23 protein-coding genes are annotated in these 24,567 nt (G+C 29.9%); 3 read left to right on the top strand and 20 right to left on the bottom strand.

Annotated features, from left to right (window positions below; translation table 11 throughout):
• Window positions 1-3: 3 nt before the first annotated feature.
• From SY27_RS00860 to tpx, 3 genes are read right to left on the bottom strand one after another with little or no spacing between them, the layout of a single operon-like run.
• Window positions 4-2,475: a DNA translocase FtsK gene (locus tag SY27_RS00860; protein WP_045966556.1), complete on the bottom strand. Its 2,472-nt coding sequence runs from the start codon at window positions 2,473-2,475 to the stop codon at window positions 4-6.
• Window positions 2,476-2,507: 32 nt separating this feature from the next.
• Window positions 2,508-2,882: a diacylglycerol kinase family protein gene (locus tag SY27_RS00865; RefSeq protein WP_045966558.1), complete on the bottom strand. Its 375-nt coding sequence runs from the start codon at window positions 2,880-2,882 to the stop codon at window positions 2,508-2,510.
• Between the two features lie 6 nt (window positions 2,883-2,888).
• The gene (tpx, locus tag SY27_RS00870; protein ID WP_045966560.1) at window positions 2,889-3,386 is read right to left on the bottom strand and encodes a thiol peroxidase; all 498 of its coding nucleotides are present in this window, start codon (window positions 3,384-3,386) and stop codon (window positions 2,889-2,891) included.
• Between the two features lie 143 nt (window positions 3,387-3,529).
• Here tpx and SY27_RS00875 point away from each other — a divergent pair, with 143 nt between their 5' ends.
• Window positions 3,530-4,099 carry a fasciclin domain-containing protein gene (locus tag SY27_RS00875; RefSeq protein ID WP_045966562.1) on the top strand — a complete coding sequence of 190 codons (570 nt, stop codon included), beginning with the start codon at window positions 3,530-3,532 and terminating at the stop codon, window positions 4,097-4,099.
• 102 nt (window positions 4,100-4,201) lie between these two features.
• Here SY27_RS00875 and SY27_RS00880 read toward each other — a convergent pair whose 3' ends face one another.
• The 16 genes from SY27_RS00880 to SY27_RS00960 form a co-directional block, all read right to left on the bottom strand.
• Entirely contained in the window at window positions 4,202-4,846 is a 645-nt protein-coding gene (locus tag SY27_RS00880; RefSeq protein ID WP_045967426.1) for an alpha/beta hydrolase, read from the bottom strand.
• A gap of 335 nt (window positions 4,847-5,181) precedes the next feature.
• Complete coding sequence (locus SY27_RS00885) at window positions 5,182-5,595, bottom strand: hypothetical protein (protein WP_045966564.1); 414 nt, start codon at window positions 5,593-5,595, stop codon at window positions 5,182-5,184.
• Window positions 5,596-5,662: 67 nt separating this feature from the next.
• Window positions 5,663-6,109 carry a hypothetical protein gene (locus SY27_RS00890; protein WP_045966566.1) on the bottom strand — a complete coding sequence of 149 codons (447 nt, stop codon included), beginning with the start codon at window positions 6,107-6,109 and terminating at the stop codon, window positions 5,663-5,665.
• 4 nt (window positions 6,110-6,113) lie between these two features.
• Complete coding sequence (locus SY27_RS18050) at window positions 6,114-6,800, bottom strand: BRCT domain-containing protein (protein WP_052705049.1); 687 nt, start codon at window positions 6,798-6,800, stop codon at window positions 6,114-6,116.
• A 158-nt stretch (window positions 6,801-6,958) separates the two neighbouring features.
• Window positions 6,959-7,954 carry a hypothetical protein gene (locus SY27_RS00900; protein ID WP_045966568.1) on the bottom strand — a complete coding sequence of 332 codons (996 nt, stop codon included), beginning with the start codon at window positions 7,952-7,954 and terminating at the stop codon, window positions 6,959-6,961.
• Window positions 7,955-8,504: 550 nt separating this feature from the next.
• Window positions 8,505-9,107 (bottom strand): hypothetical protein, encoded by a 603-nt coding sequence (locus SY27_RS00905; protein ID WP_045966570.1) that lies wholly within the window; start codon window positions 9,105-9,107, stop codon window positions 8,505-8,507.
• Between the two features lie 388 nt (window positions 9,108-9,495).
• On the bottom strand, window positions 9,496-10,674 hold the full coding sequence (locus SY27_RS00910; protein ID WP_045966572.1) for an MvaI/BcnI restriction endonuclease family protein: 1,179 nt from the start codon (window positions 10,672-10,674) through the stop codon (window positions 9,496-9,498).
• Window positions 10,671-12,878, bottom strand: a complete 2,208-nt coding sequence (locus SY27_RS00915; RefSeq protein ID WP_045966573.1) for a DNA cytosine methyltransferase — start codon at window positions 12,876-12,878, stop codon at window positions 10,671-10,673. The genes SY27_RS00910 and SY27_RS00915 overlap by 4 nt, the downstream gene beginning before the upstream one ends.
• Before the next feature lie 830 nt (window positions 12,879-13,708).
• A complete protein-coding gene (locus SY27_RS00920) occupies window positions 13,709-15,007 on the bottom strand; it encodes a hypothetical protein (protein ID WP_152640669.1) in 1,299 nt (432 codons plus the stop codon).
• A 190-nt stretch (window positions 15,008-15,197) separates the two neighbouring features.
• A complete protein-coding gene (locus tag SY27_RS00925) occupies window positions 15,198-15,710 on the bottom strand; it encodes a HEPN family nuclease (RefSeq protein WP_045966575.1) in 513 nt (170 codons plus the stop codon).
• Window positions 15,711-16,019: 309 nt separating this feature from the next.
• Complete coding sequence (locus SY27_RS00930) at window positions 16,020-16,775, bottom strand: hypothetical protein (RefSeq protein WP_045966576.1); 756 nt, start codon at window positions 16,773-16,775, stop codon at window positions 16,020-16,022.
• A gap of 240 nt (window positions 16,776-17,015) precedes the next feature.
• Window positions 17,016-17,960 carry a serine hydrolase gene (locus SY27_RS00940; protein WP_082084279.1) on the bottom strand — a complete coding sequence of 315 codons (945 nt, stop codon included), beginning with the start codon at window positions 17,958-17,960 and terminating at the stop codon, window positions 17,016-17,018.
• A gap of 269 nt (window positions 17,961-18,229) precedes the next feature.
• The gene (locus SY27_RS00945; RefSeq protein ID WP_082084280.1) at window positions 18,230-19,123 is read right to left on the bottom strand and encodes a toxin-antitoxin system YwqK family antitoxin; all 894 of its coding nucleotides are present in this window, start codon (window positions 19,121-19,123) and stop codon (window positions 18,230-18,232) included.
• A gap of 161 nt (window positions 19,124-19,284) precedes the next feature.
• Window positions 19,285-19,635, bottom strand: coding sequence for a hypothetical protein (locus SY27_RS00950; RefSeq protein ID WP_052705051.1), 351 nt, complete (start codon window positions 19,633-19,635; stop codon window positions 19,285-19,287).
• A gap of 2 nt (window positions 19,636-19,637) precedes the next feature.
• Window positions 19,638-19,916: a hypothetical protein gene (locus tag SY27_RS00955; RefSeq protein ID WP_152640670.1), complete on the bottom strand. Its 279-nt coding sequence runs from the start codon at window positions 19,914-19,916 to the stop codon at window positions 19,638-19,640.
• Between the two features lie 154 nt (window positions 19,917-20,070).
• A complete protein-coding gene (locus SY27_RS00960; RefSeq protein WP_045966580.1) occupies window positions 20,071-20,916 on the bottom strand; it encodes a hypothetical protein in 846 nt (281 codons plus the stop codon).
• 1,126 nt (window positions 20,917-22,042) lie between these two features.
• On the opposite strand from SY27_RS00960, the gene SY27_RS00965 reads away from it, so the two are divergent.
• Together SY27_RS00965 and SY27_RS00970 are read left to right on the top strand one after the other, a co-directional pair.
• Complete coding sequence (locus SY27_RS00965) at window positions 22,043-22,222, top strand: hypothetical protein (protein ID WP_045966581.1); 180 nt, start codon at window positions 22,043-22,045, stop codon at window positions 22,220-22,222.
• A gap of 315 nt (window positions 22,223-22,537) precedes the next feature.
• Window positions 22,538-23,140: an NAD(P)H-dependent oxidoreductase gene (locus SY27_RS00970; RefSeq protein WP_045966582.1), complete on the top strand. Its 603-nt coding sequence runs from the start codon at window positions 22,538-22,540 to the stop codon at window positions 23,138-23,140.
• 488 nt (window positions 23,141-23,628) lie between these two features.
• Here the strand turns inward: SY27_RS00970 and SY27_RS00975 are convergent, their stop codons facing one another.
• Window positions 23,629-24,564: a BsuBI/PstI family type II restriction endonuclease gene (locus tag SY27_RS00975; protein WP_045967430.1), complete on the bottom strand. Its 936-nt coding sequence runs from the start codon at window positions 24,562-24,564 to the stop codon at window positions 23,629-23,631.
• Window positions 24,565-24,567: the final 3 nt, after the last annotated feature.

Raw genomic sequence — 24,567 nt, forward strand, 5'->3', positions numbered from 1 at the left:
GTATTAATTATTTTGTTCATTATTTAAAAATTGTTCTAATGATACTAAATCAGGAATTAAAACAGAACGTGCCTTACTTCCTTCAAATGGTCCAACAATACCAGCAGCTTCTAATTGATCAATTATTCTACCTGCTCTATTGTAACCTAATTTTAATTTTCTTTGTATTAAAGAGGCACTTCCTTGCTGAGCTGTTACTATAACTTCTGCCGCTTCTCTGAATAAAGTATCTCTGTCGGAAATGTTAATATCAAGAGTCGTGCCACTTTCTTCTCCAACATATTCAGGTAAAAGGTAAGCGTCTGGATATGCTTTTTGTCCTCCAATGAAATCACAGACTTTTTCTACTTCAGGAGTGTCTATAAACGCACATTGTACACGCACCATGTCATTTCCGTTTGTGTATAGCAAATCTCCACGACCTATTAATTGATCTGCTCCTCCTGCATCTAATATTGTTCTTGAATCTATTTTAGACATTACTCTAAAGGCAATTCGAGCAGGGAAATTGGCTTTAATCATCCCTGTAATTACATTAACAGAAGGACGTTGCGTTGCAATAATCAAATGAATACCAATTGCACGTGCAAGTTGAGCTAAACGAGCAATAGGCGTTTCTACTTCTTTTCCTGCTGTCATAATTAAATCGGCAAACTCATCAACAACAAGTACAATATAGGGTAAAAAACGATGTCCGTTTTCAGGATTTAGTTTTCGTAATTTAAATTTTTCATTATACTCTTTAATATTACGAACCATTGCATCTTTTAATAAAGAATAGCGATTGTCCATTTCAATACATAAAGAGTTTAATGTATTGATAACTTTTGTATTATCGGTTATAATGGCTTCTTCCGTATCTGGCAGTTTTGCTAAATAATGACGTTCAATTTTATTGAACAGTGTTAGTTCTACCTTCTTTGGATCTACTAATACGAATTTAACTTCTGCTGGGTGTTTTTTATAGAGCAATGAGGCTAAAATAGCATTTAATCCAACTGATTTTCCTTGTCCAGTTGCTCCAGCCATTAACAAGTGAGGCATTTTTGCTAAGTCAACAACAAAGGTTTCATTTGAAATGGTTTTACCTAATGCAATAGGTAATTCCATTTCTGCTTGTTGAAATTTAGGCGATGTAAGAACACTTTTCATAGACACCATTGTCGGATTATTGTTTGGTACTTCAATACCAATAGTTCCTTTTCCAGGAATAGGAGCAATAATACGAATACCTAGTGCTGCAAGTGATAAGGCAATATCGTCTTCTAGATTTTTAATTTTAGAAATTCTTATTCCAGCATCTGGAACAATTTCATATAAGGTTACTGTAGGTCCTACAGTTGCTTTTATTTGTGTAATACCTATACTGTAGTTTTTCAGTGTTTCTACAATTCGGTTTTTATTTTCTTCTAGTTCACTTTGGTTTATGGTAATTCCACCTGTGGCATATTCTTTTAATAATTCTATTGGTGGTACTTGATAATTTGAAAGTTCTAATGTAGGATCAAACTCTCCAAAGTCTTGTACTAATTTTGCGGCAAGATTTCCTTCTACAATTTCTTCTTCTTCCACTTTTTCAATTACAAAATCGCTTACTGGTTCTGAATCATCAGTAATTGAAGTATTTGAAACTTCAATATTTAAATCTTGCGCTTTGGTTGGTTTTGTTTCTAAAGTTAATTCGGATGAATTAGAAATAGTTGGTTTTAATGATTCTTTGTTAACTTCAAAAGTAGAAGGCTGTTTTAATTCAATTTTAGAAATTACATCATCATCTTCTTTAATTGTAAAATTATCAGTAAGATTTTCTGATGTTATATTTTCATTTTTCGATTTTGAAATGTTTTCAGCATTTTCATCAGCTAATTCCTCTTGAAATGTTTTCACAGGTTTTTCAAAGAGATTCTTTATGGTATCGGGTGATATTTTTATTTTGAATATTAAAAAAATAATGATTCCAAAAAGAAGGACTAATAATGTTCCTGCTTTTCCAATATAATCTTGAATAAATAGGTTCATTTCAAAACCAATTGTTCCTGCTAGCTGAGGAAGAATGTCCCAGAAGAAACCAAAAAGGACAGATAAAATGATGATGATATAAAAATCCCAAAAGATGGTTCTTTTTAATTTTGATACCGAAAGATCTAATATTAGATAAACTCCAGCAAGGAAAAGAAGTCTAACAAAAAGAAAAGAGGCAACACCAAATCCTTTGTATAGAAAAAAATCGGCTAAATAGGCTCCAAATTTTCCAAGCCAATTGTAGGTAACAACAGATCTATCAAGAACTTCATTAACTTGACTTTGATCGTAGTTTCCTGATGTAAAGTGTGAAACAAAAGATAATAATAGGGCAATAGCTAATAATACCAACAAGACACCAATACTGAATTTTTGTTGTCTGGATAGATTAAAAGATTTTTTTTCTTTTGTTGCAGTTGTATTTTTAGATTCTTGGTTACTTTTCTTAGCCATTTAGCGAGCACTATTTTACAAAAATAGAGAATTTAAAATAAATAAGGAATATATATTATTCCACCAATTATTATTGCAGTGAAAGCAGCAAATAAAACAGCTCCAGCAGCAATATCTTTGATGAAACCAATACGTTCATGATAATCTGGATGAATAAAGTCAGCAATTTTTTCAACAGCTGTGTTTAGACCTTCAATACTTAATACAAGACCAATGGCTAGTGTTTGAATAAGCCATTCTACTTTTGTAATATTAAAATAAAAACCAGCTATTGTTACAAGTAGAGCCAGTGATGACTGTACCATTACGCTATGTTCTGTTGTTAATAATTTAAAAGCTCCTTTTATGGCAAAAGCCATACTTTTTAGTCTGCCAGTAAAGAAAGTATTATCTTTTTCAAAGTTCATAGTAAATTATAAGGAAGCTAAAGCGGATTCGTAATTAGGCTCGTCTGCAATTTCACTTACTTGTTCGGTATATTTTACAACACCATTTTCGTCTAATACAATAACAACTCTAGAATGTAATCCTGCTAATGGACCATCTGTTATTTCTAATCCAAAGTCTTTTCCAAATTTTCCAGTATTAAAATCAGACAGGTTGATTACGTTTTCTAATCCTTCTGCTCCACAAAAACGTTTTTGAGCAAATGGTAAATCGCGAGAAATACATAATACTTTAGTGTTTTCTAGCTGACTAGCTTTTGCATTAAATTCTCTTACAGATGTAGCACATGTTCCAGTATCTATACTTGGAAAAATATTTAAAACAAGTTTGCTTCCTGAAAAATCAGATAGAGAAGCTTCTCCTAAATCGTTTTTAATTAATTTGAAATCTGGAGATTTTGAACCTACTGTTGGTAATTCTCCACTTGTATGTATTGCGTTTCCGCCTAAAGTTACTGTTGCCATAATGTCTTTTTTAATAAGGTTCAAAAGTAATAAATATTTATTGAATTGTCATTTACTGAAAGTCTTTTTAAATTTTTTTTATTTTTTTAAAACCAAAATTAAACTTCTCTCGTAAATGCAATTATAACTTAAATTCATATAACATGAAAACGAATAAAATTTTAGCAATAGGTTTAGTAACATTTAGTTTATTTTTTGGAACTCAAATGAATGCTCAAAAAATGGAAAAAACAGTTGAAGTAGGTGGAGCACCAATGTATCCAAGTAAAAACATTGTAGAAAATGCTGTAAATTCTAAAGATCATACAACTTTAGTAGCAGCGGTAAAAGCGGCTGATTTGGTAGATGTGTTAATGTCTGATGGTCCTTTTACTGTTTTTGCTCCAACGAATGAGGGTTTTGCAAAATTACCAAAGGGAACGGTTGAAACTTTGCTAAAACCAGAGAATAAAGAAATGTTGCAGACTATTTTAAAATATCATGTTGCTGCAGGAAAATGGAGTTCAAAAGATATTATGGCTGCTATTAAAAAAGGAAAAGGGAAGTTTGCTTTCAAAACGGTTAGCGGTGGAACACTAACAGCTTGGATGAAAGGAAAAAATATTTATATCACAGATGAAAATGGTAACAGTTCTAAAGTTACGATTGCCGATGTGAACCAAAAAAATGGCGTTATACATGTGGTAGATACTGTTGTTCTACCTCGCTCATAGTTGTTTAGTTTTAGTTTGTTTTTAGAAGAGCTCTACTATAAAAGTAGAGCTTTTCTTGTTTTTATATTGTATTGAAAGAGAGGAACAACGTCGTTGTTATAATTATTTTGTTTTCTCTAACCAGTTTTTAAAATCATAGAAATTTTGTGGCGCAACACCATGTCCAACAGGATATTCATTATAAGTAACCGGTAAACCTAAGTTTTCCATAAATGGTTTTGCTTTTCTAGCCCAATCTACAGGGATTACTTGATCTACTGTTCCGTGTGAGATAAAAAATTGTAGGTGTTTGTATTCTTTATTTTTGAAGTTTTCTGCAATAATGTTTTCATTTAAATAACCACTTAATGCTACTACTCTTGCAATTTTTTCAGGATAAGATAGGGCAGTGGCATAGCTTAAAATGCTTCCTTGGCTGAAACCGATTAGTGTGATTTTGTTTTTATCAATAGGATATTTTGCAATGATTTCGTCTATGAAATTGGCTATTAAATCTCTCGATTCTTTGGCTTGGTTATCATCTGAAAATTTGTTTTCATCTGCATCAAAATGTATGGCATACCAAGCGTGTCCATAAGGTTGTAAGTCGTAAGGAGCTCGAACGGAAATGACATAGTATTCTTCTGGTAATTCGGTTGCAAAAGAAAACAAGTCTTCTTCGTTGCTGCCATAACCATGTAATAAAATTAATACTGGATTTTGTTCTTGTTGTATTTTCGGTTCTCTAATGAGGTAGTGTAGATTCATTCTGATTTTATAATTTTTTTCAAAATTATTATTAAATTTTAATTTTTTGGGTTTTGATTTGATATTTTTTGTAAGTGTTCGTAAGTTACAGTCGTCTGTTTGTTGTTTTGAATTTAAAACATTATTTTGAAAAAAAGACAAGTAGTTTAAAAGTTCAAATTAAAATTTAATGTAATCATAAGGAAAAATAAATTTCCTTATGATTAATTATTGTCTAAATTTATGTACAACTTTGAATTAGTGTCAAAAATTAATTAAAATTTTATGAATTTTCATTTGGAAATATCCATAGTATTCAATTGCTACAAATGGATTTTATGTAGCTGGGGCTGGGTTCAATCTAATGGAATTGCATTAATAATTTCCCACCCTATTGAATTCACATCACTGTAGTTTTTAAGTTTTAATTCAATTGTTTTTGTTGAATTCGGAGGAAAAACTTCATAAAGTATCATTTCTTTATTTGCAATTTCAGTTTTAGTTTTAGAAAAGTATCTAATTTTTAATACAGCATCTTTATAACTAGCAAGTGTTGCATTATTTTTTACAATACAATTTATTTTTAATTTATCTCCCCAAAAATTTTCTTTATAATTTCCATCAGCTTTTAAATAATCTTGAGGAGAAACTTCTTCTTGTATTTTTAGTTCCAATTTTAATTGTTCAGCAGTTTTCGGAGTGTTAAACGAATCAAATTCTTTACAATTTGAAAAGGTTAAAAAGGTACAAATTGCTAAAAGTTTTTTCATGTTTTTCAGTTTTTATGTTATTCAAATTCTTTATAACCTTGCTATAAAAGGCTGTTAATATGCGTAATTATTGGTTAATTAACATTCCATAAATTACAAGTAAAATAATTGTTAATAAGGAAAATGTATAAAATACATATTCACAAATTTTATAAATATTTTTTGTCTTTACATTATCTGATAAAATTGATTTAAAGTCACCGCTTAGTCTTTTATTAAGAGCTTTTCTTTGAAAATCAATTGTTTGCTTCAAATTTGAAATCTGATGAAATAAAAAAGTAACACCAGTAATTACACTTATTGCTATAGAAATAAGGATACTTGAAAAAAAGTAGAATGTTAAACAATCATCAATTTTGTTTTTATTGAAAGCAACTAGAATAGTTAGTAAGCCAACTAAAATAGTTAGAATATGTCGAACCCAAATTGTAAAGCTTTCCGATTTATCTCTTTCTAAAGATTCAACCTTATCAATGTTTTTTTGAAGATAGTCTACAGTGTCTTTGTCTAGCATTTTATTATAATTTTGTTCTTAAAGGAATATCTAATAGAAGTTTTGCAAAACTTGCAGTTCCTTCTTTTTTTTCTAACCAAGTTAAATTTCCATCTAATCCTTTAATCGATTCAAAACCTTTTGCTATTGTATCTACAAATTCTTGACTATTTGCTTCTAAATTAAGATGTTTAACTATACGACATTGAAAAAATAATAAATTATCAATTTCTTCTTCAGAAAACTCATTATATAAATCCTGATAAATAAAAGGTTCTTCGACTGAAGCTGATACATGAGAATTTGAAGTTTCATGAACTAATTCAAGATATTCCTCAAGTCCGTCTATATCCAAGTTGCCGTTTTCAAATAAAGCCTTATATCTAATGATTACTAATTTTTCATCAATCTCTCCGCCATCTATTGGTGCAATATTTTCTAAACCTTCCATGAAATCCTTTTCGGATACAATTTTTAGTTTTGACTTTCGACCAATAAGTTCTTTTGCCTTAACAATTTTATTTCCGTAATCTCCATGTTTCCAGCCAACCGAAGGAATTGAACCAAGAACTAAATAATCTAATTCTTTATTTATTACTTTTTGTGAGAATCCATTTCGAGCTCTTACTTCTCTTTCAGCTTGTGTTCGTTTTAATTCAGCTAAACCACCAGTAAAACAAAAACTTTTATTTTCAAAATCTATATTTGTCATTTGCAGTTTTTTTATTATGTGCGCTAATGGATTGAATATGTGTGGTGCGGAATTTCGAGGCACTTCACTATCATATCGCTACATTGAATATTAAAGCATTTAATATTCAATTTTATTAATCACCTCACATTACGTATATTTATTGTTGGAATGCGTTATTAATTGATTATATCATGGAAGATGTTAAATTTGACATGTTTAGATTTCATATGAGCAGGTTTATATTTTTCCATCTGTTTTATTATTTCATGATCCATTTTACGACTTTTCCAAATGTTATATAAGGATTTAGATACAAACCAAGTTTCAATATGTCGAATTAAAATATCACTAATCATTTTGATTTTAGCTTTTTGATTATAATTTTTCACTTTATCTAGGTCAAGTTTTCCTCCTATATTTTTATCAGCATGGCAACCAAGTATAACTTCTAAAGCATCATTAGTCGGAATTAAATTAATGAATATCGAACTTGATATTGGAGGAAAAGTTTTCCTAATTTCTAGATTTTGTAAAAGCGTATCATTTAAAATAATTGCAGTTGGCAATGAATATACTGTTGAAGTACAAATATCAATTCGTGGTAACTGAAAGTTAATAAATTGGAAATTCTTTGATTCTCTTTTTAAATCGCTCTCCAAAAGACTTTTTGTAAATTTACCAGACTTAACAATTAATTGATATTGAATATATTTATTATTGAATCTTTTCTTACACTCTTCTGTTAGTTCACTTGATTGAAGTATTTTCACATACCATTTTAAATTATATTCTTGTTTGTAATGCTCACTTAAAAACCCTCTATATGAAAACAAAACTTGATTTCTGTAATTAGAATAATCAATTGAGTTGCATTCGATTTCTTTAAATAATTCTGTATCACATTTATTGCAGAACCCCCAAAATGTCAATACATCTCCTTTTTGTTTTATACCTTTTTCTTTAAAATACCATGAACTTGACGTGAAATAATCTGAATCTTCAACCTGTACTATTTTTCTATCTACACTTGCTATTTTCCTTATTGCACCTTCTACTTGTTGAATATGCGAACGAATTGCTAAGTTTTTACAAGAAGTATTATAGCACTTCTGTGATTTGCTTCGGACATCTTTTCTTAGTTGTTGAAGAATCTCTTTTTCTTTATTTGTCATAGTGTTTGTGTGGCCTCATTAATGCATGCGAACTTATTTATATGTATGAAAATCATACAAAGCCAACTTATATTGGTTAGGTATATGTAATAAACTATATTTTTATCCTTACAAACCTAAACTATTCTTTTTAGTCTTGCAATACGTATAAATACGTATTTTTCATGCTTTTTTATACGTATTTATACGTACTAAAGGCTAAATGGTTTGCGATTTTTCTTTTTACAATGTGTTTTGTTTGCTTTGTTTTGGTAAAAATAAGATGTTTTGTTTTATTTGTTTTACGGTTTTCCGTAAAGGGGCGTTTTTTGTGGTTCTCGATACATTTTTTATGAAATTGCTATTCGCATTTTTTTAAAAACACTCGAACTGACAACACAATCTACGTCCCTTCAGTGCGTAGCGTATCGAGAAGTTTTACTCCGATTCTCTCCGTTTAAAAATTTGAATATAAAAACGTTTTTTAAGCTATGTTGTTTTTGTAAATTACTTTAAAAAATTAGTCGTAAAGAGATGTTGCGCAATAGATACGGTTGTTGTGGGTAGTTTTTTATTTTCCTTTATTTTTTTCAGTAATCTTTTTCAACCAAATTTCATGTTTTTCTGAAAATTCTTTCATTGAGTTCGGTTCTAAGAACATTACTTTTTCTGCAAGTTCTTTATTAGAAGCTCTTAAAACATTATTGTAGGTTGAATGTTTTGTAAGTTCTTCAGGAATATCAAATTGAGTTATATCAATTTTACATTTTAATTGATTTGAATAATATATTTTGTTGTCAATTAAAAATTTGAATCTTATTTCAGTTTCAAAAGTTCCATTATACTTTTCAGTTTCAGTTTTAATTATTTTTTGGCTTGTAATTTTTTCAGATAAATAACTATTTCCACACCAAGAATAACTCCAATATTCAATCGGTTTCCATTTTCCATTTTTATTTTTTGCTTCTTGGATTAAGTATAGATGCCAATCTTGTTTGCTTAAAGTTAGAGTATCTTTAGTGTTGTTTTTTAAATATATAGAAATTATAGAATCATTTGTTATTTTAGCAATTATTTGAATTTTACTTTTAGAATTTTCATTTTCGTTAAACTCTGTTTTTAAATCTTCATTTGCAATAAATTCAAAGTCACTTTGGTTTTTATTATAATCCATAGACTTATTTTGTCCAAATAAAACGATTGACAAAAAATAAAAAAATATACCCAAATTATACTTCATAATGTTTTTTACAAATTTCTACGATAATATAACGCCCAACGGTTATTGTATGAAAAGTAGCGAATTTTTAAGCATTAAATTTTCGAATTATTGACCTTTATTTTATTATTTATCTTTCGTTTAAGCACCAAAGCCGCTTTTTTTATATACGTTGTTACTTGCTGGCTTTTTTCCGCAAACTAGTTAGTATTGGTAAAGACATACTCTTTTGCAATTTTTGGTTTGAACATTGGCTGGTGCGAAACGCAGTTCACGAACACCAAGAACCAATCGTAAAACTGTGAGTAATTGCAAAATGTGTATGGCTTTTAACGTTGGCATACTAAATCAAGTTATATTTTTCACTAGGAGGAAATAGCAAGTCAAGTCCTTTTGGTTTAATTTTAAATAGCGGTCCTTTTTCTACTACTTTTCCTTTAGAGTTTCTTTTTATCAAATGGTCAAGCGTTATTATTCCTTGGTCAACAAGAATGTCGAATTGAGAAGTAATTGGCTTTTTGGTGTGTTCCACAAATGAATACTGAAAATATTCCCGTCCATCTATGTAGGTGCTATCTGCTTCAACCCAGAATGTTTCCCTGTGTTTTTCTTTTAAACGGCTGTGAAGTGTATCTAAAGTCCAAACTACAAAATCGCCTATTTCGGGTTTATTTGAATTCTCAATGAGTTGTTTTATATCAGAGTCAAGCTTTAATGATAGTCCTTGCGAGTTTCGGGTAATTGCTGATACTGTACAATAGAGTTTAAAATCATCTTCTCTGTAATAGCCAAAAGCATCTAAAATTTCTGCTGAACTTTTGAATTTACTTAATGACCAGTCAGGTACTTGTGCAAATAGGTTTTTTCTGTTTGTTCTACTGCTTCTAAATGATTTGAGCTCTATTCCTTTGTAGTCGGGTTGTTTGGAAGAATTGATGTCAATTCCTAATATAGTTTCTAAAGTTCTTCCAACAGAAGTATCAGCTGCAACCATTGATGGAATAAGCCCTGAATTAGCAACCTTTCTCAACATTGTCAGCAGTTCAAATGCAATTTCGTTGGCTTTACCATTAATCTCTGAAACGAGTTCCTTTAAAGGATTTATAAGGTTGGAATTCAATAAAGATTCAACATTCAATTGAGTTAAATTGAAAATGTGGAACGCCCCAGAATAGAAGATTAAAGCAACAATATCATTCGGATTAGCAATTTTTGTAAGTCCAGAAAACCAGATTCTTGGGTCGCCTTTCTTAGTTTGTGGTCTGTATAGCGAAGCTGTTGAGTTTATGATTCGGAAATCTTCATAAATTTTCGTGTCAATCTGTACTTTGTTTTCAGGACCTTGTCCTTGAATGTCATAATCGTGAATGTTATTTTCCTTCAAAAAACTCCGAACAGAACCTGTGGCATCCATTATCGATTTTTTCAAGCCTGTTTCTGTTGGCTCGATAAGTGCCAAAGAAACTTGATTTTTTGTCAGTAGCTTTATTTTGGACTGTTCTGTTGGTGTTAATACTCTCATTTAATATTTTTTAGTATCTCTGTTGCTACTGCTCTTGCCAATAATGGCGGAACTGCATTCCCAACCAAAGTATATTGAGGAACTTCTGTTTTTCGATTATTCCCGCCTGTTGAACGTTTACCTTGGAAAACAAACGAATCATCAAACGATTGTAATCGAGCCATTTCACGAACCGTTAATGCTCTTGGTGAATTGTAATGGACATAGTCATCTGGAATGGTCATTATAGTGGAACTTTGTTCATCTGGCTTTAATACATTGTAATTTCTTTTATTGGAGCTTAATCCACATTCTTCTAATTTACATTGAGCTTTTTTGTAGTCTCCATTTTCCAAGATGATTTTCAGTCGTTTAACTACATCATCATTTTGATTACTTGTTTTGTGATTATTGAGAATGTCGAAATACTTTTCTCCTTTTTGAAGTCCTTCAAAATTTCGAACATAAATTGGCTTAGTTTGAGGCTTGTATCTTTCAATTAGACGACCTTCTTTTGACCATTCGGCAAATGATTTTCCAGTTTTAGTATTTTCTTTACCATCAATAGTTCTTTTCTTGAGAAGGCTTATCATTTTTTTTGCCGTACCATTAAACTGTTTTGAAATGTCTACCAGTTCGTAATGATGAGCTTCTTGGTTGTTCCCAATAAAATCTAAATCATATAAAGCTTCAAACACGGTTACTTTTTCTTCTGGTTTAACAGTAGATGGAATCTCTGAAATGAATTTTTGGTCTTTTCTACAACCAATAAAAAGTACTCGTTCACGATTTTGAGGAACGCCATAATTAGAAGCGTTTGCTACAAATGGTTTTTCAATTTTGTAAAGCCTAATGCTTTCTAAAATATTTTTCAATCCTTCTCGTTCCTTAGTAGATGAAATGCTTAAGAGAGTTTCGACAGTTTCATCAAATGATGCCGTATAAATTTTCAGTGCTGTGATTATGTCCTTACAATCTTTTTTATAGGTCGCAGATATTTTCAATTCATTGAACGCATATTCTATTTGTGCAATGATACTTTCGGAACTTATGTGTGTTAAAAATGAAGTGAATTGTTCAACAAAGGCATCACCGTCAACGTTACAGTAATCCTTTTCTTTGATGATATTACGTTTTAGTTTTTCCCATTCCTTTGTTCGAGCCAAAATATTAAATCCGTGTCTAATCGTATTTATTCTGGAATCGGTTCTACTTGTTTTATAGTCTACTATTTTCGGAGTAAGTTGTTTAAATCGAGAATCAACGAAACGTATAAATTCTTCTCGACCAGTTTCAATTTCCGCATCTCTTAGCTTTTCAATTTCAACTCGCTTTACGATACATTCAAGAAGAAAACTGTTTTTGTCAGATTTCATTTTCCTTATGAAAGAAACTAAAACGGGAACTTCGTTTGTGTCAACAATGGAATTAATTTCTTGGATAATTAAGTCTTTAATTTTCCCTTGCTCTTTTGTAAGAATGCCTTTTACATTCTCCATTACAAAGTACTTAGGCTGTAAAATCTTGATTACTTCAAGGTAATGTGAGAATAAGTCATCTTTTTTATCAAATTTCTTTCGCTTTCCAGCAAGACTAAAACTTTGACAAGGAGGTCCACCACAGACAACATCTATTTTTTTGTCTCCTATTTTTTGAAGAAAGTTGTCAAGAAAATCAGGTTCAGTAATATCCTGCCGTAAAAATTCAGCATTTAATCCAAGTTGGTGATTATAACGAACAATGTGAGTCAACTCGCAATTTTCGTTTATGTCGCTTGCAGCAATAAAATCGAAAAATTTATTATTTAATTCTGCTTGTAGAAACCCTTCACTAAACCCACCAGCTCCAGCAAATAAATCCACAAAAGTGAAAGGTTTCCCGTAAAGCGAAACTTGCTCTTTTACAATATTGACAGAATGATTCTTTTTGTATCCTTCAATGTGTTGAGTTAGTTTTTCTTTGATTTCTTCCTGTGAAAATGTTTTTTTACTAGAGTGGTGCAAAAGCTCGTCTGCACGTTCTTTTAAAAAGTTTAGATAGTGATTTATTTCAGCCGTTTCTGCAGAATAGTTTAAAGCTTTTTGATTTTTCTTGTCAAATTGTTCCGTTGCAATTTTCTGTCCAGTAGCCAATTTGATTTGACTTCCGTTACAATTAATTCGTAGATGAATAGGAGCAAGCCCTTTTTTGTCTGGTTTGTCGAGATAAAAATTAATTGTTGCCATATTTACAGACGTTTTTTACGTACACGGACAAAATTACGGACAATAATTTAATTTTCAATCAAACTATCCCGTCTTTTTGTCGAGCATTAGCAAAAAATAGCTCTTTGGGTTTTTCAGCGTTGGTTTTTGTTTCGGCAAAAAACTAAATGTGCGGCTTGTTTAAGCTTACTTATAACTTGTTTCTATTAATGATAAAGCTATACAAAATCATCTAGTTTTAGGTAAATAGGTATGATAAAGCCTGTTCGTTATTATTTATTCCTTACAAACCTAAACTATTCTTTTTAGTCTTGCAATACGTATAAATACGTATTTTTCATGCTTTTTTATACGTATTTATACGTACTAAAGGCTAAATGGTTTGCGATTTTTCTTTTTACAATGTGTTTTGTTTGCTTTGTTTTGGTAAAAATAAGATGTTTTGTTTTATTTGTTTTACGGTTTTCCGTAAAGGGGCGTTTTTTGTGGTTCTCGATACATTTTTTATGAAATTGCTATTCGCATTTCTTAAAAAACATTCGAACTGACGGAGTGGTGGTTTGGAGTATTATTTTGAGTATAATCATTCAACATAATCTACGTCCCTTCGAGTGCACAGCATATCGAGAAGTTTTACTCCGATTCTCTCCATTTAAAAACTTGAATATAAAAACGTTTTTTAAGCTATGCTGTTTTTGTAAAACTACACTAATCTCAAAAAATAAACCTCCTTTAAATCACTTTAAAAAAGGTTGGATTTTTATGATTTTGATTCTGAAGCTTCGGGATGTTTTAAAAAATGGTAGTTGTGCAACAGTTACCTGTGTTAGCAGATGGTTTTATTATTCAAGTTATCTAAAATATTTTATACTTTCACCATTATAGTATCCAATTCCATCATTTTTGGTTAGAAATATAATTTCTTTTTCACTTATAAATTCAAACTTAATCACATTTAAATGTAAACAATAGTCTTTCTCATACTCTGAATTACATATTAGTTTTGGGTTAAAAAATAGTTTTTTTGAAAATGAACAATCTAAATTATTTAAAGTATAAAAACCTTTAGAGCTAAAGAAGTATAAATTACTATCGTATTTGTTATATGAAATATAACCTAAAATATTAACTTCATTTTCGGTTAATATGTTTTCTCTTAATTCTCTATCTTTATTTTTAAAACCCATAAAATTTCTCTCAAAAGCAATCTTATATCTTTCGGCTTCAAGAATATCTTGGTCAAAACAAGATGTATAATAATCACTATCCTTATTTGTGATTTTTTTAATAGTACCATCAACAAAATAATGGAAACCATTTCTTGTTGCGTATATTGAGTTAAGGACATCACTTGAAGTGGTGAAAAGTTCACCTTTGTTATTGTAAGTAGCACCTTTGGTTACACTTGAAATACCTAAACTATAAGGATATTTATAAACTGTATCCTTTTCTATAACTTTAATTATTTCTGGATATTTTTCTTTTAATTTTGTGAAATACTCATTTCTATCTTTATAATTAATCCCATCGTCAAGTCTTAACCAATCATCGTAAATGAATTCTTTTTTATTTAAATCAAAATAATAAACATTTCCTCCCCATTCACCTTCATCATAGGCAAACCAAATAAAATTCATTCTATCTAAATAAATGAAATCAGGTTCAATTAGTTGTTTTCCAGTGTACTTTGCTCTAACTTTACCATAAAAGTTGGTTTCCTTTTTAGGTATATAATCTTTTCTATTGTAGTAAATAGATTTGTTAGAATAAATTATATATTCATCTTTTGAATTTATTAGTACAGAAAATATTTCTGCATCGATTTTCTCAATCTGGTTAACTTTATGTTTGTTATTTAGTATAAATATTCTACCATCTTTACTTCCAAATACCAATTCGTTATTTGATTTTTTTGCTATTGCAGTAATGTTATTTTTAATTAATTTGAAATTATCTTTCTTTAAATCAATTTCAATTAAATCATTATTTTGGGATATAGCATATAATTTATTTTTTACTGATACAAAATCTTTGTATTCGGAATTCAATAATTTTATTTGGGTTTTTGAAACGCTATCATTTTGAAAATTACTCTGTGCAATTCCTATAATGCTGAAGAGACAAAAAAGATATATTATATAGAATTTCATTGAGGATATTTTTTTACGTTTTTTAGGAGAAACTATCTGCTAACGTTTTGGCGCTTGGCAAAGAAGCGGATTTCGAAGCACTAAACTGTCTGCCAGCACTGAACTTGATACGAAGCACAAAACTTCATTTAAGCACTGAACCCGCTTTTTTGCCAAACGCCTGTTGGTGGTTCGTTGTTCTTTTTGTCTGCTATTTAGGTCTAACATCATTTAAATAATATTTTCCGATTTCTGCTGTAAAAAGTCCAAGGTCAAAGTGTTTCACACTTACTTCAAAGTTTTTAATATTACTTCTGTTAATGTTCCAAAATGTCCATTTTTCAGTATTAGTGTCTAATGAAAAATTAGCGTGGGCAATTGAATTTCTAAATAGCCGTAAAAACTCCAAAGTGCTAATATTTGTGTCTGTCGGTGGATTGAATGTGAATTTTTCCTTTGTCTTAAAAGGGAAATTTGTATTAGTTTTTTCCCAAATTTCTTTTGGAATTACCATCAGTCCGTACAACAAAATGATTATTGTCCCTTGGTTTTTTGTTTGATAAAAATTACATTTATTACTTCCTGGAAATGGTTCATTACAAAAGTCATTGAAAAATTCTGAAATAGTTTTACTGGGATTTTTTTCAAGTTCTTCTTGAAATTGAAATAAAAATTGTCCGTTTAGCCAAGTCCATAGTGGAATGTCGTCTCTTTCTTTATTCATTATTTTTTGCCGTTTAGGTTCTACAAATTGAATGTTATAAGCGTCTAATTATTTCCACTTAAAGTTTTCGGGGTGTCTCTTTACAACGTCCCGTGGCTTTGCGAAGTTTGGGTTTATATTGCCCCAAACCTTTCCATTTGGACTGAAGCCAAATATACAAAAAGATCATTCCATTAAGCTTTTACGCCCAAATTTCGCAAAACCGCTGTTATGCACAGGTTAATTTTTTTTCTTTAAAATCTGTTCTTTTTTTATCGAGTCAACGTATGTATAAATAAATTCTCTTATGCACAATCGTAAATCAGAAACTTACTTTTGTAGAACTTCAGATAGCAGCATATTTCCCTCTCCATAAATTATAAATTCATTTTTACCACCTCCAGCAATAACAATTCCACGCTTACTTAAATTTATTGTTCCTACGGAAACAAATTCATAGTGTGAAATTATATCTCTAACAGATTTGCGCTCTCCATCTGATAAAACAAAATCAAAATTCTGAGAATATTTTTCGTGTAATGTGATTAAAGGTTCAGCAACAATTGGACGGTTAATTTTTTTTAGAAATTCTCCAAGAGTTCTGAACGAATTATAATCTTGCATGAAATAGGAGCAAATTGCTCTTGCTAAGTAATCTAAGCATCTTCTAAAAGCTAAAATATAAGCTTGATATTCAAAGTCAAAGATTAATGTATTGCCACCGCCCATTCCTGAATTTTGGCTAATAATTTTCCTATAATTATATTTTTCAACTCCTGAAAGTAAAGAATTTTCTAAATCGACTAACTTATCAAAATGATAAAGGACGCACGGGAACGCATTTTGAACATCCCCAAGTATTCTATTCGTAAATTTATGATACCATATTTCTCTTTTTGAATCATTTCTCCAATTTGATATAAATTCTGGTTGAGGATTAGTAATGAAATTATGAAAAAACAGAAATGGTTGTTTGTCAATTGCAGATAACTTGTATCCTAAAACTGATTCAATAAATTTAAAACATTCAGTTAGCATTTCGTTTGAAGCTAATCTTTCTAATTCTTCATTTCGGTAATCTTTCATTCTTGATTATTACGATTTTTTTATAACTTGTGCATAACGAGAAAAGTATTTGCGAAGGGCGGGCTTTTACAAACATAAATTTCAACTAAAAACTGAACCGAGCAAAAAACTTTTTTTGTTAACTAAATTACTAAAAATATGGAAACAGAAAAGTTTTTGCGACAAAAAAATAATTGAGCTTCCAATTTGGAATTCAACCCCGTCTTTTGCTAATACACTGTTAGCTGTAGTGCCAATTTTTCAATTATTTTCTTTCTTTGGTAAATTGAATTTTTGATTTTTCAGTATTGAAATAATAGCATCTGAAATTTCGAAAATTTTACCTTGATAATTATTACTCAAAAGTATTATACTAAAATTACTTTCTAAGTCCGAAATCATAATTGCATCATAATTTCCAGCTCTTCCATCATGTAAATGTTCAACCAAGCGTTTGTTTTTGTATTTTGCTTCGCCTAAAGCAGACTGAACATTCTCACTATTAAAATGTTGACCAAGTTCATACAAGGACTTCTTATTTATTATTTTATTTGTATGAAGGCAATTTAAAAATTTCAATAAGTCGCTTGTAGTTATGAAAGTTCCACCCACTAAAAAATCTGGTTTGTCTTCAATTAATTTACTGTTAAATCCTTTCGCTATATTTTTTTCATTTTCAATAGGCGTAATTTCAGCCGAACTCATTTTGTATGGTTTAAAAATGTGTTTGCTTACATAATTTCTGTAGTCTTCTCCAGTTATTTTTTCAACTATAAACTGTCTAAGAAAAATGTTATTGTTATTGTAATCATATTTTGTTCCAGGTTTAAAATCTAGTGTGTCAATTAATTTTAAGTCCTCAAAAATATCTTTATTACTTTTTATTTTCTTCCAATTTACATTTGGGATTCCGCTTGTATAGCGAAGTAAATCTTTTATAGTTACTTCATTTGACCATTTTGGTAATTCAGGAAAAAATTTAGAAATCTTATCATTTAGTTCAAGTTTTCCTTTTTCTTTTAATTGCAGTAAAGCAACAGCACTAAATTCCTTTGTGATTGAGCCAATATTGAATTTATAATCGCTTCTTAGTTTTGTAGTTTTATTTGCATCTGCGTAACCAAACGAAGCGTTGTAAATAATGTCGTTATTTCTTGATACAAGGATATTTCCGTTAAACATTCCATTTTCATATGACCACTTCATCAGTGAGTCAATTTTATTTGTAATGTTTGTTTGAGCGGTTATGGAAATTGAAAAAAAGAATAGAATTATGAAAACTGGTAATAGTACTTTCTTATTGTTCATTATTTATGAATAGTAGTTTGACGGCATTACGTCCCGTGGCTTTGCGAGGTTGCGAACTTCGTAGCCGTGGACTTTCTGCTAAGATAGAGTTTCTTGCGTGAGAAAAATGTGATTTTCGCACTTTTTTCGCAATCTCGCAAAACCACTGTTAGCAGTAGCATTTAGTTTTAGAAATTTTCTCCTTTTACTTTTAAGCCATTTTTAAATGTTATTATGGCGTAGATTTTGCCTTCTTCTGTGTAATGAATAACGGTACCATTACCATTTTTTAAAGTGCCTTTATCTCTTAAGTTTCCATCTTTTGAGTAACTCCCTTTAACATTTAACAGTAATCCATTTTCATATGTCTTTTCAATCCATAATTGTCCATTTTCATAGAAATATTGATAAACACCATCTTCTTTTCCCATTTTGTAATTAAATTTTTCTTGAATATTGCCATTAGAATAATTTAATTGGTAGGGACCATCTTTTATTCCATTAATAAAACTGTGTTCTAATTCAGTTTTTCCGTTTGAATATATATAAATGTGTTTACCATCCTTTAATCCATTTTTATAAAATCTTGTTCCATATATTTTTCCATTTGGATGAAAACTTTTTATTACTCCTTCGAGTTCATTATTTTTATATTGACCTATCATTGCAAGTTTTTCATTTGGAAAGAAATATTTAAATTCACCTTCAAGAATTCCTTTATTGTAATTTACTTCTTTTTGAAGAATCTTTTTAAAAGTTAAATCTTCAATTGTATAGATCATCCACTTTTCATTTCTCTTTCCGTCTATATAATTTCCTTCCCCATATAAAAGGAAGTTTCCAAAAACCTGTTTTGGTTTAAATTCATCATTGATACAAGTAAAATCTTTTATTACTTCATAATCTTTCCAGACTCCTTGTCTTTGTTTTTGACTATCAGTTTCACCTTTTGGAATAAAATTTTTTGTAGAATAACCAGATTCCATATAGTTATCCATAATTTCATCTTTTATAAATGTCATCTTTTGACCAAAAGAACTTATTGAAATAAAAAGGAATATGATTTTAAGCGTTTTTTTCATAATGTTACTGCTAAACGGTCTAGTATATAAGTAGTAGCGGATTTCTACTCACGAACCTTTCGGTTTTGCACTGACCTTTGTTTTATGTTAACACTTTCGTTTTATGACTTAAACCGCTATTACTTATATACATCTTAAGTTAGCAAATGTTATTTTAATTATCAATGCCAATCATAACGACAAAATCTACATTGTTTTGCGTTTGGTGTACGAGCTATTTTTCCGCATTTCGGACATAAATTTAATGTCAATTCATTTTTATGTTCTTTATAAATCCTTGTTGCAGATTTTATTTTGAATTCCTCAAATCCATTTTCTAATAGCTTTAAAACATTTTTATCAGTAGAAATATGCCTATCTCTTAGCTCAATTAATTTTGGAGGTAAATTCTCTCGACTTCCCCATTTACTCATTCCGATATTATGATTTCTTGCTTTTCTCTCAAGCTCAGTATTGAATTCAGAACAGTATTGATGAATATAATCAATTAATTCAGGATAAATTTCGTCCACTTTTATTCTCTTTCGTATTTATAAATCCGATACCCATCTTTTTGCTCAAATCCTTTTGGCATATATCCTTTTTTTAAAATTCCGTCCCCTATGATTGCCATATTCATTCCCATAGCGTCATTTAATTCATCCGAAATCATTAGAATTTCTTCTTTTTCATCAAATGATTCAGTTACATAATTTCGAGCGTCTTCAAGTTTCGTAAAAGCCTCCATTTCTTTATTGTTTTCTTTACAGCCAACTAAAATCATTACTGTCAGTAAAATGTAAATATATTTCATAGTTGATTTTTAATATTTGCTAACGGTCTCGTATAATCGTTAGTTACGGATTTAAAGTTAGTAATTTTCGGTTAAGCACAGACGTTAGCAATTCCGAGTGGATTCGGACGTAGTCGAATCCGCCGTAATTGCGGTTATACATTGTTGCCACCAGTTATTTTTTTATTTTTTCTGTTAAATATTGATAGAAAAATGAATTCTGTAAATACTCTTTACATTGTTCATTATTCCCTAAATCGGAATACAAATTTATTTCATATTCAGTTCCGTCAATGTTTAATTTGATTATATTTTTTTCTTTGTCAAGAGTCAGATTAGCTATTCCATTATCTATATCCAATTTAAGTTTTTCTAAATCTTCAAATTCAGAGCAAATGGTTTCGGCTAATTCGTTTTCATCATTGCTTGGTGATACAGTTGCCCAATTCGGGTACATAGATTTATAATCATATTCAAAAGCTCTTTCAATTAATTTAGATACCGCTTTTTCCTTTTCTCCCAAATCATTTAAAAATCGGTATTTCCAAAATGCCAAATCTACTTTTTGAAAAATAAAAGAAGTTAGAGAAGTGGTTTCAAAAGTTATGTCATTGTCTGCTTTTTCAACGTAGCTCAAACCTTTTTCAAACTCTCCTTTTTTACCATAGTAACTCGCTAATCTCATAGTAGCGTGATAGCGATAATTTTTATAAGGTTTTCCAATTTCGTAGTTTTCATCTCTGTCATTTAAATCAGAATCAACTATTTTTTGATAGTATTCCAAAATATTTTTTTCATCGTCATTTTGTATGTAGTAATACAGAATATTTCCAAGCGTTGTTCCGTATGTCGATGATGGTTTGTCAGCTTTCTTTTCAATTCCTTTCCAGACCTTCAGAGCTTTCTTTTCTTTTCCATTTTGATATAATTCTATTCCTTCATCAATTTTTTCATCAAGATTTTTTTGAGCAAAAGTTTGATTTGAAAGTAGAATTATTAATATCAGCAGTATTTTTTTCATAATTGGTGGCAACACCCAAATATACGAAAGTTTTTAATAAATTAAAAAAGTGTCAACAAAATAATCAAAAACCTATAAATCGTAACTATTCAGGTCATTGCATCCTGATTATAATTTGCGTAATTGGTATATATAATTAAAAAATATTATATTTAACCTGTTGGGTGTAATTAATTTTTGATAATTTTTTTGTCAGTTCGAACTGACGACTCAAACTACGTCCCTTCGAGTGCGCAGCGTATCGAGAAGTTATACAAAAACTTCCATTGCTAATGGGATGCTTACAGCATGACAAGTTTGTGGTTCTTAATACACACATCCCTTCGAGTGCGAAGCGTATCGAGAAGTTATACAAGAACTCAACATTCTTTTCATAAAAACAACATTTATAATAGCCTTGAAAAACGGCTAATGAAACTCTTTACAGGGTAACAATTTTGAGATAAAATGTTTGAAATTTGAAGAAGAAAAGATGAAGCGTGCTACTTTTTTTAACTTCCACTAACCACTAACCACTAACCACTAACCACTAACCACTAACCACTAATTTTTTAGGTTTAGTAGCAGTCAAGTAGCAGTTTCGTTCGGAAGTTGTTGCGAAAAAGTGCCTGTTTACCGCTGCTTGACCGAAGCTTTTCCGAACAATCTCCGAACAAAGGCCTTATTTAACCCCTTTAAGTACGTCAAAACACATCAAAACACGTCAAAACCGGTCAAAACACGTCAAAACCATTCACGAGCCCTATTTTTAGTGATTTTGGCAAAGTTGTTGGATTATGATAAATAGTTTCTTTTAGTCATTAGTTAACAGTCATAAACATTTACTAAGTGCTAGTTTAGGAACTATTGTTGTTGTATAATGGTATGGTAACTAAATTTTAGGAAGTGAAAAGGCACAGAGTTTAGATCTTGTACTTTTTTAGTTTAGTATTTTTTAGGGTAGAAATATAAGATGAATCTTGTTTTAAACACAACGAATAGAAAAATTGATGTAAAATTTCAATTTTCGTTTCATAAAAAGTAAAAAATAGAATAATTAGTGTTAATTGTTGTTGTTTTAACAAATTTGTCTTATAAAATGGAATGGTTTTAGTATTTGTTTTTTGTACTTAAAAACCTTTACGTTATGAAAAAAGAAATTGAATATTTAAAAAGAAAAATTACACTTATGAAGGTTTTACTTTTAGACTTAATGCCGCATAAAGAAGAAGATTGGCTAGATAGTACGGATATTAAACAGCTTTTTAATTTTAGTGAAAGAAAAATTATACCGATTGTGCAAAGCCAATGTCATTCCTCATACTAAAATAGGGGAGTAGGTGGGGTTTAGTAGTCGTTTTCTGTTGTCTTATTCTCTATACACGTCATTTCGAGAGCAAAGCGTATTGAGAAGTATTGTTTCAGTATACGATCTCGATATTTTTTAATTCCGATTCTGATTACTCCATTCCATTATTATTAAGTATTCTTTTGCTTGTTGATTTTTTTTTAATTATTTTTTCACGTGTTTCCATTCAAATTACGTTTTTCCGAGTTTTTAGTAAGTTACTTACTAAGAGGTAAGTACTTGACAAGTATGTAGTTATTTGTCAAATTTGCAAATAAATAATAATAGTAAATAATGAAAGAATTATTAATAATACATACTCATCAAAAATATGAAGGTATCTCAGAGGGAAAATTAAACAAAACTTTAGCTGATACTACGAGACTTTTTTTTAAGAATCAAAATTGGCATTTGGAAGAAACGTTTATAGGTAAAGGTTATGATTCAAAAACTGAAGTTGAAAAACACCTTAAAGCGGATTTAATTATAATACATACTCCAATTTTTTGGTTTAATACACCTTGGATTTATAAAAGATATGTTGATGAAGTTTTCATGGAAGGGCTTTTATCTAATACTATGTTAGATGGCGATGGGAGAACTCGTTCAGATATTTCAAAGCAATATGGAACTGGAGGTCTTTTAAAAGATAAAAAAGTATTTGTTGTAGCAACATGGAATGCTCCCGAAAATTGTTTTAATGATGTAAGTCAGCAATTAATGAAAGGGAAAAAAGCTGATGATGTATTATTCAACCTTATTTTGAATTATAGATTTTGTGGTTTCCAAGATTTATCGAATTTTCATTGTTTTGATGTTGTTAAAAACCCAAATATTGAAGAGTATATTAATGGTTATGAAAAACACTTAAATTCTATTATTCAAAATATTGATTAGACTTTTATTTTTACTTGTTGCCAACTTGTAATGGTTTGCAAATTTTCTTTTTACAATGTGTTTTGTTTGCTTTGTTTTGGTAAAAATAAGATGCTTTTATTTATTTTACGGTTTTCTGTAAGGGAGTGTTTTTTGTGGTTCTCGAGTTCTCGATACTCGTCACTTCGGGTGTGGAGCGTATGGAGAAGTTATACAAGAACCTCAATATTTTTTTCATAAAAACACTCAAATTAATGTATAGTATTATAGAGTTAGTTGCTAATGGGATGCTTACAGCATGACAAGTTTGTGGTTCTCTATGTTTAAACTCGAATATAAAAAAACGTTTTTTAAGTTATGCTGTTTTATAAAATGGTACTTATTTCAAAAAAATAAGGCTCTTTTAAATGGCTTCAAAAGAGATTTATTTTATTAATTATTTTTAAAAAATAGTTTTTTAGAAGGGTTGTGCAATAGCTATGGCTGTTGTAGGTAATGCCATTTTCGGTTTATCTTGGTCCCATAAATCTATCGCCGTTGAAATGTATCATGTGGTCTGGAACTTCCATTAACCAAACTTCTGTGTCCCAAGCAATATTTGATGAGTGCTTTTTAAATTCGCTCATATCAGGAAATGCAGTTACATAGACTTTTCCAATTTTACAGTTTTTTAGAAACTCTTCTAATTCCACAATTCTTTTCGGAGAAACTGGTCCGTGAGAAGTAACTGCTTCTATTAGGAAAAGCCAACTTCTTTCAGAATCAAATATTACAACATCAGGTAATTTGCTGTGTTGGTCAATTGGAATTCCTAACTCTTTTAATTTTTCTTCATTAACATATAAGTCCTTTTTCGCTGTATCACCTAAATATAGTAAAGTACCACCATTTGCAAATCTTGGTGCGAATTGTTCTACAATTGCTGCTTGAACTTCATTATGTTTTCCTGCTGAAAGTTTTATTATATCTCCGTTTGCAAGTTTAACAGGAATTTGAATTAATTCTCTTTCCTTTAAATAAACTTCGGAAAGTTTACCAACAATTGAAATGAATTTTTTTACTGAATTATTCCAACCTTTTGTTTTATAGGTTTTTACAACTTCTAAAAATTCATTTGTAATTGCATAATGAGCTCTTGGACTATTTACTGGTAAATTAGGATTGTCAGGATTATAATCTACTAATCTTGCTTGTACAAATTGGTGTAAAACATTTCTTCGAAATGTTTCTCTTGTATTTGGAGCGTAATTTTTATTGTAATTTTCATTTACAAAAATCATTATACCTTTCGTAACACCTAAACTTTGTTTAGTTGCATTTGCCCAATTATCGTTTTCTTTTATGTTGCAAATAGCCAAAAAGGTAAGTGCTGACATTTCATTATATTGTGCTGGCGGTAAACCAATTGTTTTTAATATTTCTTGCGCTTCAAGTAATTTGCTCATAAT

The organism is Flavobacterium sp. 316, from assembly GCF_000967805.1.
GTDB classification, from domain to species: domain Bacteria; phylum Bacteroidota; class Bacteroidia; order Flavobacteriales; family Flavobacteriaceae; genus Flavobacterium; species Flavobacterium sediminilitoris.

Excerpts from the sequence above, each read along its gene's own strand:
- SY27_RS00890 (WP_045966566.1), bottom strand. The coding sequence starts at position 6,109 with ATGCTAGACAAAGACACTGTAGACTATCTTCAAAAAAACATTGATAAG.
- SY27_RS00970 (WP_045966582.1), top strand. The coding sequence starts at position 22,538 with ATGAAAGAATTATTAATAATACATACTCATCAAAAATATGAAGGTATC.
- SY27_RS00975 (WP_045967430.1), bottom strand. The coding sequence starts at position 24,564 with ATGAGCAAATTACTTGAAGCGCAAGAAATATTAAAAACAATTGGTTTA.
- SY27_RS00865 (WP_045966558.1), bottom strand. The coding sequence starts at position 2,882 with ATGAACTTTGAAAAAGATAATACTTTCTTTACTGGCAGACTAAAAAGT.
- SY27_RS00930 (WP_045966576.1), bottom strand. The coding sequence starts at position 16,775 with ATGAAAGATTACCGAAATGAAGAATTAGAAAGATTAGCTTCAAACGAA.
- SY27_RS00905 (WP_045966570.1), bottom strand. The coding sequence starts at position 9,107 with ATGGATTATAATAAAAACCAAAGTGACTTTGAATTTATTGCAAATGAA.
- SY27_RS00885 (WP_045966564.1), bottom strand. The coding sequence starts at position 5,595 with ATGAAAAAACTTTTAGCAATTTGTACCTTTTTAACCTTTTCAAATTGT.
- SY27_RS18050 (WP_052705049.1), bottom strand. The coding sequence starts at position 6,800 with ATGACAAATATAGATTTTGAAAATAAAAGTTTTTGTTTTACTGGTGGT.
- SY27_RS00900 (WP_045966568.1), bottom strand. The coding sequence starts at position 7,954 with ATGACAAATAAAGAAAAAGAGATTCTTCAACAACTAAGAAAAGATGTC.
- SY27_RS00945 (WP_082084280.1), bottom strand. The coding sequence starts at position 19,123 with ATGAAAAAAACGCTTAAAATCATATTCCTTTTTATTTCAATAAGTTCT.
- tpx (WP_045966560.1), bottom strand. The coding sequence starts at position 3,386 with ATGGCAACAGTAACTTTAGGCGGAAACGCAATACATACAAGTGGAGAA.
- SY27_RS00915 (WP_045966573.1), bottom strand. The coding sequence starts at position 12,878 with ATGGCAACAATTAATTTTTATCTCGACAAACCAGACAAAAAAGGGCTT.
- SY27_RS00960 (WP_045966580.1), bottom strand. The coding sequence starts at position 20,916 with ATGAAAAAAATACTGCTGATATTAATAATTCTACTTTCAAATCAAACT.
- SY27_RS00925 (WP_045966575.1), bottom strand. The coding sequence starts at position 15,710 with ATGAATAAAGAAAGAGACGACATTCCACTATGGACTTGGCTAAACGGA.
- SY27_RS00880 (WP_045967426.1), bottom strand. The coding sequence starts at position 4,846 with ATGAATCTACACTACCTCATTAGAGAACCGAAAATACAACAAGAACAA.
- SY27_RS00940 (WP_082084279.1), bottom strand. The coding sequence starts at position 17,960 with ATGAAGTGGTCATATGAAAATGGAATGTTTAACGGAAATATCCTTGTA.
- SY27_RS00955 (WP_152640670.1), bottom strand. The coding sequence starts at position 19,916 with ATGAAATATATTTACATTTTACTGACAGTAATGATTTTAGTTGGCTGT.
- SY27_RS00920 (WP_152640669.1), bottom strand. The coding sequence starts at position 15,007 with ATGAAATTCTATATAATATATCTTTTTTGTCTCTTCAGCATTATAGGA.
- SY27_RS00910 (WP_045966572.1), bottom strand. The coding sequence starts at position 10,674 with ATGAGAGTATTAACACCAACAGAACAGTCCAAAATAAAGCTACTGACA.
- SY27_RS00860 (WP_045966556.1), bottom strand. The coding sequence starts at position 2,475 with ATGGCTAAGAAAAGTAACCAAGAATCTAAAAATACAACTGCAACAAAA.
- SY27_RS00875 (WP_045966562.1), top strand. The coding sequence starts at position 3,530 with ATGAAAACGAATAAAATTTTAGCAATAGGTTTAGTAACATTTAGTTTA.
- SY27_RS00965 (WP_045966581.1), top strand. The coding sequence starts at position 22,043 with ATGAAAAAAGAAATTGAATATTTAAAAAGAAAAATTACACTTATGAAG.